The 18,799-nt window shown below is 47.7% G+C and carries 16 protein-coding genes and 1 pseudogene; 12 read left to right on the top strand and 5 right to left on the bottom strand.

Annotated features, from left to right (window positions below; all coding sequences use genetic code 11):
• Positions 1 to 5: 5 nt before the first annotated feature.
• The 7 genes and pseudogenes from BSI_RS07370 to BSI_RS07400 all read left to right on the top strand — a co-directional run bounded on the left by BSI_RS07370 (position 6) and on the right by BSI_RS07400 (position 7,728).
• Positions 6 to 694 (top strand): annotated as a pseudogene (locus tag BSI_RS07370) (YfjL-like protein).
• Between the two features lie 230 nt (positions 695 to 924).
• Positions 925 to 1,926 carry an acetoin:2,6-dichlorophenolindophenol oxidoreductase subunit alpha gene (gene acoA, locus BSI_RS07375; RefSeq protein ID WP_003239800.1) on the top strand — a complete coding sequence of 334 codons (1,002 nt, stop codon included), beginning with the start codon at positions 925 to 927 and terminating at the stop codon, positions 1,924 to 1,926.
• A 1-nt stretch (position 1,927) separates the two neighbouring features.
• Complete coding sequence (gene acoB, locus BSI_RS07380) at positions 1,928 to 2,956, top strand: acetoin:2,6-dichlorophenolindophenol oxidoreductase subunit beta (RefSeq protein ID WP_003239799.1); 1,029 nt, start codon at positions 1,928 to 1,930, stop codon at positions 2,954 to 2,956.
• Between the two features lie 13 nt (positions 2,957 to 2,969).
• Positions 2,970 to 4,166, top strand: a complete 1,197-nt coding sequence (gene acoC / locus BSI_RS07385; RefSeq protein ID WP_003239798.1) for an acetoin dehydrogenase complex dihydrolipoyllysine-residue acetyltransferase — start codon at positions 2,970 to 2,972, stop codon at positions 4,164 to 4,166.
• 20 nt (positions 4,167 to 4,186) lie between these two features.
• Positions 4,187 to 5,563, top strand: coding sequence for an acetoin dehydrogenase complex dihydrolipoyl dehydrogenase (acoL, locus tag BSI_RS07390; protein ID WP_003239797.1), 1,377 nt, complete (start codon positions 4,187 to 4,189; stop codon positions 5,561 to 5,563).
• Between the two features lie 115 nt (positions 5,564 to 5,678).
• Positions 5,679 to 7,496, top strand: a complete 1,818-nt coding sequence (gene acoR / locus BSI_RS07395; RefSeq protein ID WP_032732196.1) for an acetoin dehydrogenase operon transcriptional activator AcoR — start codon at positions 5,679 to 5,681, stop codon at positions 7,494 to 7,496.
• Positions 7,497 to 7,548: 52 nt separating this feature from the next.
• A complete protein-coding gene (locus tag BSI_RS07400; RefSeq protein ID WP_003239795.1) occupies positions 7,549 to 7,728 on the top strand; it encodes a small acid-soluble spore protein H in 180 nt (59 codons plus the stop codon).
• Between the two features lie 35 nt (positions 7,729 to 7,763).
• On the opposite strand, the gene BSI_RS07405 is transcribed toward BSI_RS07400, so the two are convergent.
• Genes BSI_RS07405 through BSI_RS07425 form a run of 5 tightly spaced genes read right to left on the bottom strand, consistent with a single transcriptional unit; the run spans position 7,764 to position 11,046 of the window.
• The gene (locus tag BSI_RS07405) at positions 7,764 to 8,093 is read right to left on the bottom strand and encodes a YnfA family protein (RefSeq protein WP_080030863.1); all 330 of its coding nucleotides are present in this window, start codon (positions 8,091 to 8,093) and stop codon (positions 7,764 to 7,766) included.
• Positions 8,094 to 8,142: 49 nt separating this feature from the next.
• On the bottom strand, positions 8,143 to 8,700 hold the full coding sequence (locus tag BSI_RS07410; protein WP_003239791.1) for a YfjD family protein: 558 nt from the start codon (positions 8,698 to 8,700) through the stop codon (positions 8,143 to 8,145).
• 23 nt (positions 8,701 to 8,723) lie between these two features.
• The gene (locus tag BSI_RS07415) at positions 8,724 to 9,491 is read right to left on the bottom strand and encodes a YfjC family protein (RefSeq protein WP_003239789.1); all 768 of its coding nucleotides are present in this window, start codon (positions 9,489 to 9,491) and stop codon (positions 8,724 to 8,726) included.
• 11 nt (positions 9,492 to 9,502) lie between these two features.
• Positions 9,503 to 10,726, bottom strand: a complete 1,224-nt coding sequence (locus tag BSI_RS07420) for a YfjB-related protein (RefSeq protein ID WP_003239786.1) — start codon at positions 10,724 to 10,726, stop codon at positions 9,503 to 9,505.
• Positions 10,727 to 10,731: 5 nt separating this feature from the next.
• A complete protein-coding gene (locus tag BSI_RS07425) occupies positions 10,732 to 11,046 on the bottom strand; it encodes a WXG100 family type VII secretion target (RefSeq protein WP_003239785.1) in 315 nt (104 codons plus the stop codon).
• Positions 11,047 to 11,380: 334 nt separating this feature from the next.
• On the opposite strand from BSI_RS07425, the gene glvA reads away from it, so the two are divergent.
• The 5 genes from glvA to BSI_RS07450 all read left to right on the top strand — a co-directional run bounded on the left by glvA (position 11,381) and on the right by BSI_RS07450 (position 18,793).
• On the top strand, positions 11,381 to 12,730 hold the full coding sequence (gene glvA, locus BSI_RS07430) for a maltose-6'-phosphate glucosidase (protein WP_003239784.1): 1,350 nt from the start codon (positions 11,381 to 11,383) through the stop codon (positions 12,728 to 12,730).
• A gap of 65 nt (positions 12,731 to 12,795) precedes the next feature.
• A complete protein-coding gene (gene glvR, locus BSI_RS07435; protein WP_003239782.1) occupies positions 12,796 to 13,560 on the top strand; it encodes a MurR/RpiR family transcriptional regulator GlvR in 765 nt (254 codons plus the stop codon).
• A 14-nt stretch (positions 13,561 to 13,574) separates the two neighbouring features.
• On the top strand, positions 13,575 to 15,158 hold the full coding sequence (gene malP, locus BSI_RS07440) for a PTS maltose transporter subunit IIBC (RefSeq protein WP_003239779.1): 1,584 nt from the start codon (positions 13,575 to 13,577) through the stop codon (positions 15,156 to 15,158).
• A 105-nt stretch (positions 15,159 to 15,263) separates the two neighbouring features.
• Positions 15,264 to 16,985 carry an ABC transporter ATP-binding protein gene (locus BSI_RS07445; protein WP_003239777.1) on the top strand — a complete coding sequence of 574 codons (1,722 nt, stop codon included), beginning with the start codon at positions 15,264 to 15,266 and terminating at the stop codon, positions 16,983 to 16,985.
• Positions 16,979 to 18,793: an ABC transporter ATP-binding protein gene (locus BSI_RS07450; RefSeq protein ID WP_003239775.1), complete on the top strand. Its 1,815-nt coding sequence runs from the start codon at positions 16,979 to 16,981 to the stop codon at positions 18,791 to 18,793. Before BSI_RS07445 ends, BSI_RS07450 begins: the two co-directional genes overlap by 7 nt.
• Positions 18,794 to 18,799: the final 6 nt, after the last annotated feature.

The following is an 18,799-nucleotide window of genomic DNA, read 5'->3' as shown; positions in this document are numbered from 1 at the left end:
TGAACATGAAAAAACTTGTATTTGGCTTGCTTGTTATTGCGGTATTCGGATGCGGGCTATATATCTATCATGTGTGTTTCGGTGATCCATTTACGAAAAATGCCGCAAAGCAGAAGCTTATATCTTATGCGAAACAAACCTATCCCAAAAAAGAAATCAAGATTACGAATGGGGTATATAACGCTAAAACCTCGGAATATGTGTTCCAAGCAAACACCCAATCTCATCGCTACCCAATGTGTACGAAGGGATTTCTCTATCCTAAAGTCACTTGCGATGGAATTGAAGAGGCGTATACAGAATCAGCAGCAAAACGTTTAAATGAAGAAGCATCGAAGGAAATCGAAGCAGATCTGAAAAAAGCGGTTCCGCAAATCATAAAAGCCGACACTGCTTTGAGCATTGAAAACGGTCAGTTCACATTAGATACAAAATGGAACAAACAGCTGGCTGAAAAAGCGCCTATGAGCATAACGATGCAATTAGATGCCAGCGGGTTATCAAAAACAGGTGCTTCAAAGCTGGCGGAAACGGTCAGAAAAACGCTTAATGAAAAGAGATATACATATTCAAACGGCACGATAGACTGTATGCAGAAGGACGGCGACGGCGGTATCGGTTTGTGAAATATTCAATTGATTTTCTTGCGAAAACGGCTATTCAGCCAAACGATGCGGAGGAATTAGGAAGTTAAAAAGATTTCCGAGGAAATAAATACGTCGATCATTGTCAAAAGACCGGGTGATACACGGTCTTTTTTGCAGGCCATAAAACGAGACAAATGGATCAAATCGAGACAAAATGAGACGCCTGTCTCGAACTGTCTCCAGTGTAAAAACGGAAAGACTGATTTTACGGGCTCCAAAGGCTGGCACACTTCTTGCATTTAAAAACGTGAACCCTAAATAGAAGGAGGCACACAAAATGGAATTGTTAAAACGAGAAGGCTTGTCATTAACTGAGGAGAAAGCGCTGTGGATGTACCAAAAGATGCTGGAAATCAGGGGCTTTGAAGACAAAGTGCATGAACTGTTCGCACAGGGAGTGCTTCCCGGATTCGTCCATTTGTATGCCGGTGAGGAAGCGGTGGCTGTAGGGGTGTGCGCTCATTTACATGATGGCGACAGCATTACAAGCACGCACAGGGGGCATGGCCATTGTATCGCCAAAGGCTGTGATCTGGACGGCATGATGGCGGAAATTTTCGGGAAAGCGACCGGATTGTGTAAAGGCAAGGGTGGTTCTATGCACATTGCCGATCTCGATAAAGGTATGTTAGGGGCAAATGGAATCGTCGGGGGCGGATTTACGCTCGCATGCGGATCAGCGCTCACCGCTAAATATAAACAGACTAAGAATGTAAGCGTTTGCTTTTTCGGAGACGGAGCAAATAACCAAGGCACCTTCCATGAAGGGCTGAATCTAGCAGCAGTATGGAACCTTCCTGTCGTATTTGTTGCTGAAAACAACGGCTATGGCGAAGCCACCCCATTTGAGTACGCGTCGGCCTGTGATTCAATTGCCGACCGGGCGGCTGCCTATAACATGCCGGGGGTCACAGTTGACGGAAAAGATATTTTAGCAGTTTACCAGGCAGCCGAGGAAGCGATAGAACGAGCAAGAAACGGCGGGGGCCCGTCTTTGATTGAATGTATGACTTATCGAAACTATGGCCATTTCGAAGGGGATGCCCAAACCTATAAAACGAAGGATGAAAGAGCTGAGCACCTTGAAGAAAAGGATGCTATTCAAGGCTTTAAAAACTACCTGTTAAAAGAAACAGATGCAAATAAACTGTCAGACATTGAACAGCGTGTCAGCAAATCGATTGAAGAAGCCGTCTCGTTCAGCGAAGACAGTCCGTATCCGAAAGAGTCAGAGCTGCTGACAGATGTCTACGTGTCATATGAAAAAGGGGGAATGTGAGATGGCGAGAGTCATAAGCATGTCAGACGCGATCAATGAAGCGATGAAGCTTGCGATGAGAAGAGACGAAAATGTGCTTTTGATCGGTGAAGATGTCGCCGGGGGAGCGGCGGTTGATCATTTGCAGGATGATGAAGCATGGGGCGGCGTATTAGGGGTCACAAAGGGGCTTGTACAGGAATTCGGCCGCACAAGAGTGCTGGACACACCGATTTCTGAGGCGGGCTATATGGGGGCGGCTATGGCTGCGGCATCAACCGGGCTGAGGCCGATTGCGGAGCTGATGTTTAATGATTTTATCGGCACGTGCTTTGACCAGGTGATCAACCAAGGGGCGAAATTCCGCTATATGTTCGGCGGAAAAGCGCAAGTGCCGATTACCGTCCGCACCACCTACGGAGCAGGGTTCCGGGCCGCTGCCCAGCATTCACAGGCACTGTATGGCCTTTTCACCAGCATCCCGGGATTGAAGACGGTCGTTCCGTCCAATCCATATGACGCCAAAGGCCTGCTGCTTGCAGCAATAGAAGACAATGACCCGGTGTTCTTTTTTGAAGACAAAACGTCCTACAACATGAAGGGCGAGGTGCCGGAAGATTATTATACAATCCCGCTCGGAAAGGCGGACATCAAACGCGAAGGCGGCGATATCACGCTGTTTGCAGTCGGCAAGCAGGTCAATACCGCGCTTGAAGCGGCGGCGAATCTCTCAGAAAAAGGCATCGAAGCCGAGGTGCTTGATCCCCGCAGTCTGTCTCCTCTGGATGAGGAAGCGATTTTCACATCGTTGGAAAAAACAAACCGGCTGATCATCATTGATGAAGCCAATCCGCGATGCAGCATTGCCACGGATATAGCTGCGATTGTTGCCGACAAGGGCTTCGATTTGCTTGATGCGCCGATTAAACGAATTACAGCGCCGCATACACCAGTGCCGTTTTCGCCAGTGCTTGAAGATCAATATTTGCCGACACCAGATCAAATTGTCAGCGTCACGCTTGAATTGCTTGGCGAGCCGGCAATGAATTAAAGGGGGGACACAAATGGCGGTAAAAGTAGTGATGCCAAAATTGGGAATGGCCATGAAACAAGGGGAAGTATCGATATGGAATAAAAAAGTAGGTGACCCGGTTGAAAAGGGAGAAAGCATTGCCAGCATTCAATCGGAGAAAATTGAAATGGAAATCGAGGCGCCTGAAAAAGGAACGCTGATCGATATCAAAGTGAAAGAGGGAGAAGAGGTTCCGCCCGGCACAGCGATCTGCTACATCGGGGACGCCAATGAATCGGTGCAGGAAGAGGCGAAAGAGCCTGCTTCGGAAGATAGCGCGCCGCTAGCCGTCCAGCCCGTCAAACAAGAAAACAAACCCGCAGCCGCCAAAAAAGAACGAATCAAGATATCTCCAGTCGCCAGAAAAATAGCGGAAAAAGCGGGATTAGACCTGAAACAGCTGAAAGGCACTGGACCAGGCGGGCGAATCGTGAAGGACGACGTTATAAAGGCGCTTGCTGAACAGAAAAAAGATCAGGCTGAGCCGGTTTCTGAGCAGAAAGCGCAGGAAACCCCAGTGACAGGCATGAGAAAAGTCATCGCGGCCCGAATGCAGGAAAGCCTGGCAAACAGCGCGCAGCTGACGATTACGATGAAGGCTGATATCACCAAGCTGACAGCCCTTCAAAATCAGCTTTCGCCAACTGCGGAAGAACGGTACGGCACAAAGCTGACGATGACTCATTTTGTCTCAAGAGCCGCCGTTCTCGCCCTGCAAGCTCATCCTGTGCTAAACAGCTTTTATAAAAATGAACGCATCATCACACATCCTCATGTGCACCTCGGAATGGCTGTGGCCTTGGAAAATGGATTAGTTGTGCCTGTGATTCGCCATGCTGAAAAGCAGTCGCTGATCGAACTGGCTCAATCCATCTCAGAAAATGCCAAAAAAGCACGCGAGGGACGGGCGGGAAGCGAAGAACTGCAAGGCTCAACCTTCTCCATTACAAATCTTGGCGCTTTTGGAGTCGAGCATTTCACGCCGATATTAAATCCGCCGGAAACAGGGATTCTCGGCATCGGAGCAAGCTATGACACGCCGGTGTATCAAGGGGAGGAGATTGTCAGAAGCACGATCCTGCCGCTCAGCCTGACATTTGATCACAGAGCATGTGACGGCGCCCCTGCCGCTGCCTTTCTGAAGGCGATTAAAACATATTTAGAAGAACCGGCAGCATTAATTTTATAGGAAAAGCAGGTGAAAATGACATGACACTAGCCATTATCGGCGGCGGACCTGCAGGCTATGCGGCTGCGGTCTCCGCGGCACAGCAGGGCAGAAACGTGCTGCTGATTGACAAAGGCCCGCTTGGGGGAACCTGCCTGAATGAAGGCTGCATCCCGACGAAGTCTTTGTTAGAAAGCGCAAACGTTCTTGATAAAATCAAGCATGCCGACCACTTTGGAATCGAACTTCCGCCTGGTGCGATATCGGTCGATTGGAGTAAAATGCAAAACCGAAAACAACAGGTTGTCAGACAGCTTGTCCAGGGCGTTCAGTATTTAATGAAGAAAAATCAAATACAGGTTGTGAAGGGGACGGCCTCCTTTCTTTCTGACAGAAAGCTCTTGATAGAAGGAGAGAGCGGAAAAGAAATCAGAGAAGCAGATCAAGTATTGATTGCTTCCGGATCAGAGCCGATCGAGCTGCCATTCGCCCCGTTTGACGGCGAATGGATCATCGACAGCAAGGACGCGCTTTCCCTTTCTGAGATTCCGTCTTCACTTGTCATTGTCGGCGGCGGTGTCATCGGGTGTGAGTATGCCGGGCTGTTTGCCAGACTGGGATCGAAGGTGACCATCATTGAAACAGCCGGCCAGCTGATCCCAGCTGAAGATGAAGAGATTGCCCGTCTCTTTCAGGAGAAGCTCGAGGAAGACGGTGTTGAAGTGCATACTTCATCCAGGTTAGAGCGGGTGGATCAAACGGCCAAAACAGCAATATGGAAAAGCGGGCAGCGGGAGTTTAAAACGAAGGCTGATTATGTACTGGTGGCGGTCGGCAGAAAACCCCGTCTTGACGGATTACAGCTGGAGCAGGCCGGAGTTGATTTTTCTCCAAAAGGCATTTCGGTAAACGGGCATATGCAGACGAACGTGCCTCATATTTATGCGTGCGGAGACGCAATCGGAGGCATTCAGCTGGCGCATGCAGCTTTCCATGAGGGCATCATCGCTGCTTCTCATGCTTCCGGAAGGGATGTCAAAATCAATGAGAAACATGTGCCCCGCTGCATCTATACATCACCGGAAATCGCGTGCATCGGGATGACAGAACAACAGGCAAGAAGCGTATACGGGGATGTGAAGATTGGCGAATTTCCTTTTTCCGCAAACGGCAAGGCGCTCATTAAACAGCAAGCGGAAGGAAAGATCAAAATCGTGGCAGAACCGGAATTCGGCGAAATCGTCGGTGTTTCAATGATTGGTCCTGATGTGACCGAACTCATCGGCCAGGCGGCTGCGATCATGAATGGTGAGATGACCGCTGATATGGCGGAGCATTTTATCGCCGCCCACCCGACACTGTCGGAAACATTGCACGAGGCGCTGTTAAGCACGATTGGGCTTGCAGTGCATGCGTAACACGGGAAAAAGCAGGCGCAGGGATACAAGGCGTCTGCTTTTTTCTTGTTGAAAGCGCTTTATTTTTCCCCTACAATAGATGAAAACGGCGTGTAAGGGAGGAGCGATCAAGGAAATGAATTCGATCCCAAACGATTTGCAAACCTGGAAACGTTTTGTGAAAGACGGTGTGCTTGACGAAGCCCGATTAAGAAAACGGATCGCCGAGTCATGGCATCGCTGCAAAAAAGCTGAGGTCAATCCTTATTTAGAAAAAGGCCCGAAGGTTTTACAGCAAACCGAGCTGGATCACCAGTCAAAAAAGCATTCATTCTTCCTGACGACCGCACAGCCTTACCTCGAAAAACTGCTGCCTGCCATAAAAGAAATGGAAATGATGGCGCTGTTAATTGATTCAGACGGCGTTGTTCTGGCATTGGACGGCCATCCCCGCGCGCTTTATGAAGCCAAACGCATTAACTTTGTTGAAGGCGCATGCTGGACGGAAACGGCTGTTGGGACAAATGCGATTGGCACGGCGCTTCACATTAGCGAACCTGTTGCGCTACAAGGATCAGAACATTACTCTATCGCTTCCCATCAATGGAACTGTTCAGCCGCTCCGATTCACCATGAGGATGGCAGTCTTGCAGGTGTGATTGACATATCGTGTCCGGCAGCAGGCGCGCATCCTCATATGCTCGGTATTGCTACGGCGATTGCCTATGCCGCGGAACGGGAACTGGCAGCTAAAAGCCGTGAGAAAGAGCTGGAGCTGATCAGCCGTTTTGCGGATAGAGCTGCATCCCGTGTGCCGATGGTGCTCTGCAATGCCAAACAGCATATCATCAGCGCGAGTGAAGCGATTCGTACCTCAATGCCGGATTGGCAGGGCAGGCACCTGTATGAATTGAAGGAACGGGGCTTTTCAATTGAAAAAGCCGTCACTATGGGGGATGGCGGCACTTGTTTTTATCTCGCGGAACAAAAGAAAAAGACGGCGTTTCGATTCAACGGAGTTATCGGGCAAAGCGGCCGATCGCAAGCTATGCTGAAGAGCCTTGAACGAGCGGCAGCGGCGGATGCAACGGTCTGTCTGTCGGGCGAAACTGGTACGGGGAAGGAAGTCGCGGCCCGCGCACTTCATGAGAACAGCGAGCGGCGGCACGGCCCGTTTGTTGCTGTCAATTGCGGAGCGATCCCGTCTGATTTGATTGAAAGCGAGCTGTTTGGCTATGCGGAGGGCGCTTTTACGGGAGCGAAACGAAGCGGCTACAAAGGCGCCTTTCAAAAGGCGAATCAAGGCACCTTATTTTTAGATGAGATCGGAGAAATTTCCCACTCGATGCAGGTTGCGCTTTTGCGGGTGCTTCAGGAACGCAAGATTACGCCGGTCGGCGGAACGAAAGAAATTCCGGTTGATATCAGAGTCATTGCCGCCACACATTGTGATTTGCGCGAGCTTGCCGAAAGCGGGAAAATCAGAGAGGACTTGTTTTACCGTCTTCATGTCTATCCGATTGAGCTGCCTCCTTTACGCGAACGCCCCGAAGATATTCCGGATCTTTTCCAGTACTACAAACAGAAGAATCATTGGCCTGGCGAACTTCCCCCTGCTTTTTTGGATATGCTGAAGCAATGGAGGTGGCCGGGGAATATTCGCGAGCTGTTTAATGTGTTTGAACGTCTTTCCATCAGATTTCCGGACGGCCGGCTTAGGGATGAGCCGCTTACCGCTTTACTGGAAGCTGCAGGACTGCCGATCATCCCGGCGGAAAAAAAGCCGGCTGCTGCCGGCGCGCTGACCCTTCGTGAGCAAATCCAAAAAGATATCATTATCAAAGCGCTTGAATCCGCAAAAGGAAACGTTTCTCAAGCCGCCAAAATCAGTGGGATCCCCCGGAGCACTTTCTACAAACGGCTGAAAAAATTCAACTTGTCCGCTGAATCATAAAGCATACTTCTTTCAAGAAATGGAAACGTTATGTATGAAGGAGGGTGTTAGAATGAATAGTCAAAGGGCGAAAGAAATTGTAGAATCTCCCGACATGAAGAAAGTAACATATAACGGCGTTCCTATTTACATTCAGCACGTGAATGAAGAAAACGGAACAGCGAGAATCTATCCGCTGGACGAACCTGAGCAAGAGCATGAAGTACAGCTGACCAACTTAAAAGAGGATTAAACAAAAATGGCCCGCTTCATAAGCAGGCCATTTTGTTATCCGCGCGGGGCAAATAAAATCACACAGACGCCGATAAAACAAATGAATGCACCGATCGAGTCATACAGATCAGGTGTTTTCCGGTCGACAAGCCATCCCCATAGAAGCGCAAGCACGATGAATACCCCGCCATAAGCGGCGTATACACGGCCGAAGGAAGGGAAGGACTGAAACGTCGGAAGAATGCCGTAGACAATCAGGATCAGCGCTCCGGCGATGCCATAGCCGACTGGCTTTGCCTCTCTCAGCCACAGCCAAACCAAATACCCGCCGCCAATTTCGGCAAGCCCCGCCGCGAGAAATAAAAGAATGGTAATCAGCATCACGCGCACTCCTCAACTTGCTTTTCTCTTTCATTATAAAGGAGGAGTGCTGTTAAAGCTTTGGATGATTCTCAAATTCCTTTAAATACGCGCTGCGCTGAATCTCCGTAAATTGGCTGATCCAGTTGCTTTTCGCCTCTTCATTCAGATGGGGGAGGATATAGCGTTCAACCGCTTCAAAAAACAACGGATTCGCGATAATGTTCCAGGTAGGGATGCGAACGACTTTGCCGTTTGTTTTCTCGATGATAATATCCTCAAAAAAGATCCCTTTCAAACTGTAATGATGCCGTCCCATATAAATCCGTTTTACCTCAGAAAACAGCACGCTGCGCTTTCTCGAGAAGATCTCGCCATCAGGCCCAGTCTTTACGCTGAAAATGACATTTCCCCGGCTTGTGAACGCCGGAAAAGCCATAAAAAATGTGATTAATCCATAAACAATCGCCATTAATCCTCCGCCCAAATAAAGCAGGGCATACTTAGATTCAAATGTGAGAGCTTCAGACACCAGCCACACTCCTGCAATAAAAGCGCCCCCTGTGGCGAGGAACAGCCATATTCTAAAAAACATTCTACTCTTGACCTTAATTACTTCATTGTTTTTCAATTGCTATTCTCCTTTATCGCTCTTTAGCAAAAAAGTATTCCTTTTACCACATCTTTATTTGCTGGTACGATAGAAAATTCATTTTGAGTGATACCTGTTACCAGCCAAGTATGACGGCTGCCAGGCAAGACGAAAGCCATGTCAGCCACTTCCGGCGAGTTGTCTTTGTCATAAACAAGGCGCATCAGCGTATCCATTTTCCCTTTTCGTGAAGCCAGATCATTTACGAATCGGGTAATATCCTCTTGATGTTCATACTTAACGAGAAACTCTTTCAGATATGTGGGAGTGTCAGAAGCACCTTCCAGAAGCAATTCAAATTCAGTTGATGTCAGAGTAATAATTGATTCTTTGTTATCCTCAGCATCTATTACATTTAAAAACTCGGATGTTTTAGAAAGTAATCCGTCACTTGAATCCATTTTTTTGATGCTATGCACCTGTTCATCAAACAGAAGTTCATGAGAGTAAGTGCCGAACTTAGAAACGTGGCAGGACACATTCTGTTCTTTGCCTTGTTCATCAAATTTGGACAGTTTCACTGTATAATCCGCGTCGTTTAATACGTGGATAAACGGGCAGTACTCGTCCTTTAATCGGTATTGATGATTACGGTATTCCGCCGCATCTTTGGCCAAAAGTGAGCGGCATGCCGCTTCGAACAAAGCACCGAGCTGCTCATCTTCTATTTCCGGAAAATAGGCCTGCTTCAAGGCCATTCCCTGTTCAAAAAACCCTTCGCTGTAAAAACAAAATAAGAGTTCCTCTATGCTGATCGTAAACTGCTTCATTGATTATTCTCCTATCCAAATGAAAGTTTCCCTTTAAGGAAATGGGTTGCGCCGTGTATAAGCGAGTCTGCTGTTTTCTTTGCTTTTTCCATTCCTTTTTTCGCACTGTCTATCCCTTTATGTATCGTTTTATTCGCCGCATCTATGCCGTCATTCACTGATTTGACGACTTTGCCGGCTGATTCCAGCCCTTTCTTGGCTGTATCGACGACAGCGTGAATCGGTTCTTTCAGCTTTATCGCCGCTTTTTCAGCAAAGCCTGATGTGAATTTTGCGATTTTTTCCCCAACAAAACCTCCTACGGCTGATCCGATTGTGCCTCCGACTACTGTACCAACAGGGCCTAACACACTTCCAAGGGCACCGCCGACGACAGCGCCTGCCGTAGCTCCTCCTGCGATGAAAATAGTGTTATTCACAGCATTCCCGACGGCCTTGGCGTTTTCACGCTTGAGAACTTCGGGTTTGTCTTGGTATTTCGCGTAATTTTCAGCAATTTTCAAGCCCGCTCCGAACGTTTCGGTCGCACCGGTGATCAGTGTGGCGGTAATGGCATTTCCTTTTGCGAATTTCAAGCCCGTTTTTCCGACATCCTTCAAAGTTGAGCGTACGCCGGCTTCATTAAGAAATCCTCTTGTGTAGCTTCTGACGCTGTTTGAAAAATCGACCGTATCCTGAGGGAAGTACTTTGTAAACTTTTTATGTACCAAATCTGAAAATGGCCGGTTTGTCTTTTTAAACAAATATTTAGGATTCATAAGCACTCTAGCCGCTTTTTGATAACGTGAGCTGTCAACGGCTCTGGAAATATCCAATAGAAGTTTTGAGTGCCGGGCGGTATGCAAACCGCTTGGCTGTTTCACAAATTTCGTAAGCCCTAATCCGTAGTATTTTCCTTGTGTCAGCATAAGGGCGGTTAAGCTAGTCATCGTTCCGTATTTGTCGTAAGCATGATAGAGCTTTCGCAGAATATCATCTTGTTCAACAAATTTATCGCCCGTTTTTCTGATGAAAATCTCATTGTCACTCAGCTTGGTGACGAGCGCTTTTCCTGAGCTCCACGCATCGCCGACTCCGGAAAAACAGCTGCTGTAGCGGGGATCGCATTGTAAAATCATCTGCCCCAGCTCCAAATGCAGGTCCTTATATTTGCTTTCCATATCGGTTAATTCAGTGACTACATCATTTGCCAGCTGTTCGAGTTTATCCGGATCAACTGCAATGTTTCCTGACACACCATTCACCCCCTGAGTTTATGTCTTTCCTCTCTTGCTTTACGTTCCAGTTCTTCCATTCTGGCAATTTCAGCTTTTCGTTCTTCTATTTTGACGGCGGCTGCCTTTAGCTCCTGGCTTGTTTCAAGCAGCTCCTGTTCGAATTGATCGTAGGCGGCTTTCGTTTCCTCGAAATCCTGGTCGAACGAATCTCTTGCTTTTCCCTGCCAAGCATCCCCTAATGCAGATAACCGGGATTCAAGCAGCATTTTGGAGCTTCTGACCTCTTCTGCGGCCGCACTGTACTTGTTTGCCAGCTCAATGACTTTATATGAGTCCAACTTTTGTCCCCTGCCTTTTCTAAATTCACGCACAAATGGATGTTTTATATAAATGATTATAAATAATTCGGCATGTATCCGAATCGTACAAAAGAACCTTTTCATAAGAAATGGAAGGGCGTATATTCACTTAAATTTCACAGTAGGTGAGACTTTAAGATTACAAAAAAGGTAAAAAAACCAAATCTCCCAGACGTAAGGTAAATGAGAAATTTCCCGCTTTGTGGGAAAAAACACTAAAATTGATCAAATGATCTAAGTGCGCCAAACGTGTTACGGGACGGGCCTTCACATGGTATAAATGAAATGTAAACGTTATCAAGGAGGTCGTCATATGAAGAAAAAATCATTCTCAATCGTAATAGCGGGCGGAGGGAGCACTTTCACTCCAGGGATCGTACTGATGCTCTTGGACCATTTGGAGGAGTTTCCGATCAGAAAGCTGAAGCTGTATGATAATGATAAGGAGAGACAGGATCGCATAGCAGGCGCCTGTGACGTTTTTATCAGAGAAAAAGCGCCGGAAATTGAATTTACAGCGACGACTGACCCGGAAGAAGCTTTTACAGATGTCGACTTTGTCATGGCGCACATCAGGGTAGGGAAATACGCGATGCGTGCGCTGGATGAGCAAATTCCGCTGAAGTACGGAGTTGTCGGCCAGGAGACATGCGGGCCGGGCGGCATCGCATACGGCATGCGTTCGATTGGCGGCGTGCTTGAAATATTAGATTACATGGAAACATATTCGCCTGATGCGTGGATGCTCAATTACTCCAACCCGGCGGCAATTGTAGCCGAAGCAACAAGACGCCTCAGACCGAATTCGAAAATTCTGAACATCTGTGATATGCCGGTTGGAATCGAAGACCGGATGGCGCAAATTCTCGGCCTGTCCTCAAGAAAAGAAATGAAGGTCCGCTATTACGGATTAAATCATTTCGGCTGGTGGACATCGATTCAGGATCAAGAGGGCAATGATTTAATGCCGAAGCTGAAGGAGCATGTATCTCAATACGGGTACATTCCGAAGACGGAGGCTGAAGCTGTCGAGGCGAGCTGGAATGACACGTTCGCAAAAGCGCGTGACGTACAGGCCGCAGATCCTGACACACTGCCGAATACGTATTTGCAATATTACTTGTTCCCGGATGATATGGTGAAAAAATCAAATCCGAATCATACGCGGGCAAACGAAGTGATGGAAGGGCGCGAAGCCTTTATTTTCAGCCAATGTGACATGATCACACGCGAGCAGTCCTCGGAAAACAGCGAAATCAAAATCGATGATCACGCATCATATATTGTTGATCTAGCCCGGGCGATTGCCTTCAACACAGGTGAAAGAATGCTCTTGATCGTTGAAAATAACGGAGCGATTGCGAACTTTGACCCAGCTGCGATGGTCGAGGTGCCGTGTATTGTCGGCTCAAATGGGCCTGAACCGATCACCGTCGGCACCATTCCGCAATTCCAAAAAGGGCTGATGGAGCAGCAGGTATCCGTTGAGAAACTGACTGTTGAAGCGTGGGCGGAGAAATCGTTCCAAAAGCTGTGGCAGGCGCTGATCCTGTCAAAAACTGTGCCAAACGCACGTGTGGCAAGGCTGATTCTCGAGGATTTAATTGAGGCCAACAAAGACTTCTGGCCTGAGCTTGATCAAAGCCCAACCCGCATTTCATAACTGAAATACCCCCCGTTTTCGAATCTGTTATTGTATATAATAGAAAGAAAATGGGGGGATCTGATATGAAGCTAGACGAACTGATTAATCAGCACTACGGCAAATTAAATGACAACGATTTTCATATTTTAAAATATATATTGAATCACAAGCACACGTGCTACACCCTTGGAATCGATGCGTTGGCCAAAGCTTGCAGCGTATCGCGTTCCTCGATTTTGCGGCTTGCCCAAAAGCTCGGTTTCAGCGGCTACAGTGAATTTCGCGTTTTTTTAAAGTGGGAAGATCAGCCGGAAGAAGGCGAGAGTATGAGTTTTCAAAAGCTGCTTGATGATATTGAATCAAATCTGAAGTTCTTAAGGACAAAGGACATGACAGATATGTGCCAGCTGATTGATGAAGCCGACCGCATTTTCGTGTACGGATCAGGAAATGCGCAAAAGATATGCGCCCGTGATCTGCAAAGAATGTTTATTCCGCGCCATCGGTATCTCATTTTGATTGAAGACAGAAATGAATTTAATCTGATGCGCGATGATTTTAAAGTAAACGATCTGTTTATCATCATTTCTCTTTCCGGAGAAACACCGGAGCTGATTCCTCAGGCAAGAATGCTTTCTGCAAAGGGTATTCCCTTTATTTCCATTACGAATTTAAAAAACAATGTCCTCGCCCAGCTGACTCCGCATAATCTTTATGCGACAAGCAAACCTGTGACATTAAGCGATAAAACGGAAATTGTCGCTTTTGCACCGTTCTTTCTCGTTGGCGAAGCATTGTTCCGCGCATATGTTGATTACAAAGAGGCAGAAAAAAATGACATTGAGTAGCAGGGGGTTCTGGTATGATGCAAAAAATCCAGCGCTTTGGAAGCGCGATGTTTGTACCTGTTCTATTATTCGCGTTCGCTGGCATTATCGTCGGTGTCAGTACGCTTTTTAAAAATAAAACCATCATGGGCCCGCTTGCCGATCCTGATGGGTTTTGGTATCAGTGCTGGTATATCATTGAGCAGGGCGGCTGGACAGTATTTAATCAAATGCCGCTCTTATTCGCCATCGGCATCCCGGTTGCTTTGGCGAAGAAAGCTCAGGCGCGCGCTTGTTTGGAAGCGCTTACGGTTTACTTGACGTTCAATTACTTTGTCAGCTCGATCTTGACGGTATGGGGAGGGGCATTTGGCGTCGACATGAACCAAGAGGTCGGCGGAACGAGCGGGTTAACGATGATCGCAGGCATCAAAACGCTCGATACCAACATTATCGGAGCCATCTTTATTTCTTCGATTGTCGTCTTTTTGCATAATCGTTATTTTGATAAAAAACTGCCCGATTTTCTCGGCATCTTTCAAGGCTCAACGTATATCGTGATGATTTCCTTCTTCATTATGATCCCGATCGCCTTGGCCGTGTCTTATATTTGGCCAATGGTTCAAGCGGGAATCGGATCGCTTCAAAGCTTCCTGGTTGCTTCCGGGGCGGTGGGCGTTTGGATTTACACGTTTTTGGAACGGATTTTGATTCCGACCGGTCTACATCACTTTATTTACACGCCGTTTATTTACGGGCCTGCTGTAGCGGAAGGTGGAATCGTCACGTATTGGGCACAGCATCTCGGCGAATATTCGCAAAGCGCAAAACCGCTGAAGGAGCTCTTCCCGCAAGGCGGATTCGCGCTCCACGGCAACTCGAAAATCTTCGGCATTCCGGGCATCGCCCTGGCGTTTTATGTCACAGCCAAAAAGGAAAAGAAAAAACTAGTCGCAGGGCTGCTGATTCCTGTCACGCTGACGGCGATTGTCGCCGGTATTACAGAGCCGATTGAGTTCACTTTCTTATTCATTTCTCCTTTCTTATTTGCGGTTCACGCCGTACTGGCTGCAACGATGTCGACAGCCATGTATATGGCCGGTGTCGTCGGAAACATGGGTGGCGGGCTGATCGAAGCGGTGACCTTGAACTGGATTCCGCTCTTTGGCAGCCACGGTATGACGTATGTGTATCAAATTTTGATCGGGCTTTCTTTTACAGCTATTTATTTTTTCGTCTTCCGATTTTTAATTCTCAAATTCAATATCGCCACACCGGGACGGGAAAAGGATGATCAGCAGGAAACAAAGCTGTATTCGAAAAAGGAATACAGAGAAAGAAAAAACAAGGATGAAACGGCCTCCGCTGTTGAAGCGGCAGATGACACCGCTTTTCTGTATATTGAAGCGCTGGGCGGAAAAGACAACATCACTGAAGTGACAAACTGCGCCACCCGCCTCAGAGTCAGCGTCAAGGATGAAACAAAGGTTGAGCCCGACAGCGTGTTCCGAGCGCTTGGCTCACACGGCGTCGTCAGAAACGGGAAGGCGTTTCAGGTGATTATCGGATTGAGCGTTCCGCAGATGCGGGAGCGTGTGGAAAAAATATTGAATCAATAATGCCAGCCCTCCTTTTCGGGAGGGTTTTCGTTTGCCGTCAAAAAGACCGTCATAGTAAAGTAAAGAAAGAGACAATCGAGTAAAAAGGGGTTTGGAGGCTTTTACATGCAAAAGGCTTTATCGTTTTTAAAACCATACTCATTGCTGGTGGGAATTGCGCTGATTCTCATGTTGACGGAGCTTGCGGTTGAGCTGATGCAGCCTTTACTTATCGCAAAAATCATTGACGATGGGATTTTAAAGCAAGATCTCCGGCATGTGTGGACATGGGGGGCGGTCATGATCGGACTGACCGTGTTATCATTTGCAGCGGGAATGCTGAATTCCTTTTATGCCGCCCATGTCAGCCAAAGCTTTTCCTACGATACGAGAAAAGGGCTTTTTCAAAAAATCCAGTCCTTCTCCTATTCTACTTTTGGACAGTTCTCGTCCTCTTCTTATATCACAAGGCTGACAAACGATGTCACACAGGTTCAAAACATGATTTTTATGAGTTTGCGGTTTATGCTGCGGGCTCCGTTAATGATTGTAGGCGGTATTGTGCTGTCACTCACCGTTAACGTGAAGCTCGGCTTTTTTCTGCTTGTGACCATTCCGATCCTGATCTTGTTTTTGCTATGGGTATTAAAGAAAGGCGGGACGCTGTTCCGTTCAGTGCAGAAACGGCTGGATCAGGTGAATACCGTCATGCAGGAAAACTTAACAGCGATTAAGCTGATCAAAGCGCTACTTCGCGGCAGCCACGAGGTCAAAAGATTTATCAAAGCCAACACGAGGCTGATGGAAAAAACAGTTTCAGCCTTTCAGCTTGTGGAATTCACGATGCCTGTGCTGATGCTGCTGATGAACCTCTGCATCCTTTTGATTTTGTGGGCAGGTGCACACAGTATCACGAACGGAAGCACTCAAGTCGGTGATGTTGTCGCGATTATTAACTACGCAACACGAATTACGGGCGCGCTTTCGATGTTTCCGTTTTTGATTATGATTTTCACCCGGGCGAAGGCTTCAGGGGATAGAATCGGCGAGGTGCTTGAAACGGAAGGCGATGAGCGGGAAGAAGGCATCATACCAGGTCGTTTGTCAGGACGGATTGAGTTTCAGCATGTATCCTTCCGTTATCCTGAAATGGACAGAGAAGCGCTGCGGAATGTCTCATTTTCCGCAAAGCCGAGGGAAACGATCGCGATTCTCGGTGCGACGGGATCGGGCAAGTCCACGCTCTTTCAGCTCATTCCGCGGCTTTATCGGCCGGATTCAGGAAGCATTTACATAGATGAAAAGCCGATTCATGATTTTCCGGCAGAGGGGCTTCGCACGCAAATTGGATATGTACCGCAGGAAGTGCTTTTGTTTTCCGGCACAATCAAAGAAAATATCGCTTGGGGCAAAGAAAATGCTTCACTTGATGAAATAATGGAAGCGGCCAAACATGCGCAAATTCATGAAACGATTATGAAGCTCCCGAATGGGTATGACACTGTTTTGGGACAAAGAGGCGTCAACCTGTCCGGCGGCCAGAAGCAGCGGATTTCCATTGCGCGGGCGCTGATCCGAAAGCCGGCCATCCTTCTTTTAGATGACAGCACAAGCGCGCTAGACCTGCAGACGGAGGCGAAGCTGCTTGAGGCAATCAGCGCATATGAGTGCACAACCTTGATCATTACGCAAAAAATGACCACGGCGATGAGAGCTGATAAGATTTTGCTGCTTGAGGATGGCGAACTGATTGAAAAAGGCACGCACAGTGAGCTGCTTTCTGAATCTCAGTTATACAAACGCATTTACGAGTCGCAATTCGGAAGGGAGGGGAGCGAGTCATGCTAAAAGACATCCGCAAGCCTTTCCAATATCCCAAACTGCCAATCGACAAAAAAGAAGGTGCAAAAAAGCGGGCGAAAGCAAAGGATACAAAAGGCACACTGAGACGAATCTGGTCTTACTTGGCTGAACGGAAAGGACTGCTTATCCTTGTCATGCTGATGGTTGTCATCAGCGCGATATTCGGGCTCCTCGGCCCCTTTGTGATCGGAAAGGCCATCGACCATTTCATCGTCGGGCGAACGGTAAGCGGACTGATTCCCGTTTTGCTTCTTCTGCTCGTCATTTACATTATTCAGTCACTGTCACTCTGGTTTCAAAACTATTGGATGATTACGATTTCGCAAGGCACTGTTTTCAGAATGAGAAGCGAGTTGTTCACCCATCTGCATGAGCTGCCGATTCCGTTTTTTGATAAACAGCGGCACGGTGAGCTGATGAGCCGGGTGACAAATGACATCGAAAATGTCAGCTCTACTTTAAACACGTCGGTCATTCAAATTCTGTCAAGCGTCATCACCTTTGTCGGAACGGTTGCAGTGATGCTGTACATGAGCCCGCTCCTTACAGTGATTACCCTGACCATCATTCCGGTGATGGCAGTAAGCCTGAAATGGATCACCAACCGGACGGGAAAGCTGTTTAAAGAACAGCAGAAAAACCTTGGTGAGCTGAATGGATATATTGAGGAATCTGTTTCCGGCGCAAAGGTCATCAAAGCCTATTCGCGTGAGAAGCAGATCACTGCCGAATTTCTCAAAAAAAACGCTGCGCTCAAGACCTCGGGCTTCTGGGCACAGACGATTTCCGGGTTTATCCCGAAAGTCATGAACTCTTTGAATAACTTAAGCTTTACAATGATTGCCGCAATCGGCGGTTTGTTCGCGCTGAAAGGCTGGATCTCGATCGGCTCGATCGTCGTCTTTGCCGAGTATTCAAGGCAATTCACACGCCCTTTAAACGATCTGGCCAATCAGTTTAATACGATGCTGTCCGCCATTGCCGGCGCTGAACGGGTGTTTGACGTGCTTGATGAAAAAGAAGAACGCGAGGATGAAAAGAACGCCGTGCATCAGCCGATCCAAACAGGCAGTATTGAATTCCGGGATGTGTCCTTCGGTTACGATGAAGGGCAGCAGACACTGAAGAATTTACAGTTTACAGTGCCTGCCGGACAGTCCATCGCGTTTGTCGGACCGACGGGAGCGGGGAAAACAACTGTCACCAACCTGCTCGCCCGTTTTTACGAGCCTGATGAGGGAAGGATTTTAATCGACGGTACAGATATTAAAACCCTCACTAGAGCAAGCCTGCGGAAAAACATGGGGTTTGTCCTGCAGGATTCGTTTTTGTTTCAAGGAACGATCAGAGAAAATATTCGCTACGGAAGGCTCGATGCATCTGATCAGGAAATCGAAGCCGCGGCAAAAACAGCGAACGCCCACAGCTTTATTGAAAGGCTGCCAAAAGGGTATGACACAGTGCTGACGCAAAACGGATCGGGCATCAGCCAAGGACAGAAACAATTGATTTCCATTGCACGTGCGGTGCTTGCCGATCCGGTTCTTCTCATCTTGGATGAAGCGACAAGCAACATTGATACCGTAACAGAAGTCAACATTCAAGAAGCGCTCGCCCGTTTAATGGAGGGAAGAACAAGCGTCATCATCGCCCACAGGCTGAACACCATTCAAAGAGCGGATCAGATTGTGGTGCTGAAAGACGGCGAAATGATTGAAAAAGGCAGCCATGAAGAACTGATCCGGCAAAAAGGATTTTACAGTGACTTATATAAAAGCCAATTTGAGAAATAGACCTTT

The sequence above is a fragment of the Bacillus inaquosorum KCTC 13429 genome, assembly GCF_000332645.1.
GTDB classification, from domain to species: domain Bacteria; phylum Bacillota; class Bacilli; order Bacillales; family Bacillaceae; genus Bacillus; species Bacillus inaquosorum.
The sequence above is the reverse complement of the archived record's forward strand: the minus strand, read 5'-3'. Positions and strand labels throughout refer to the sequence as shown.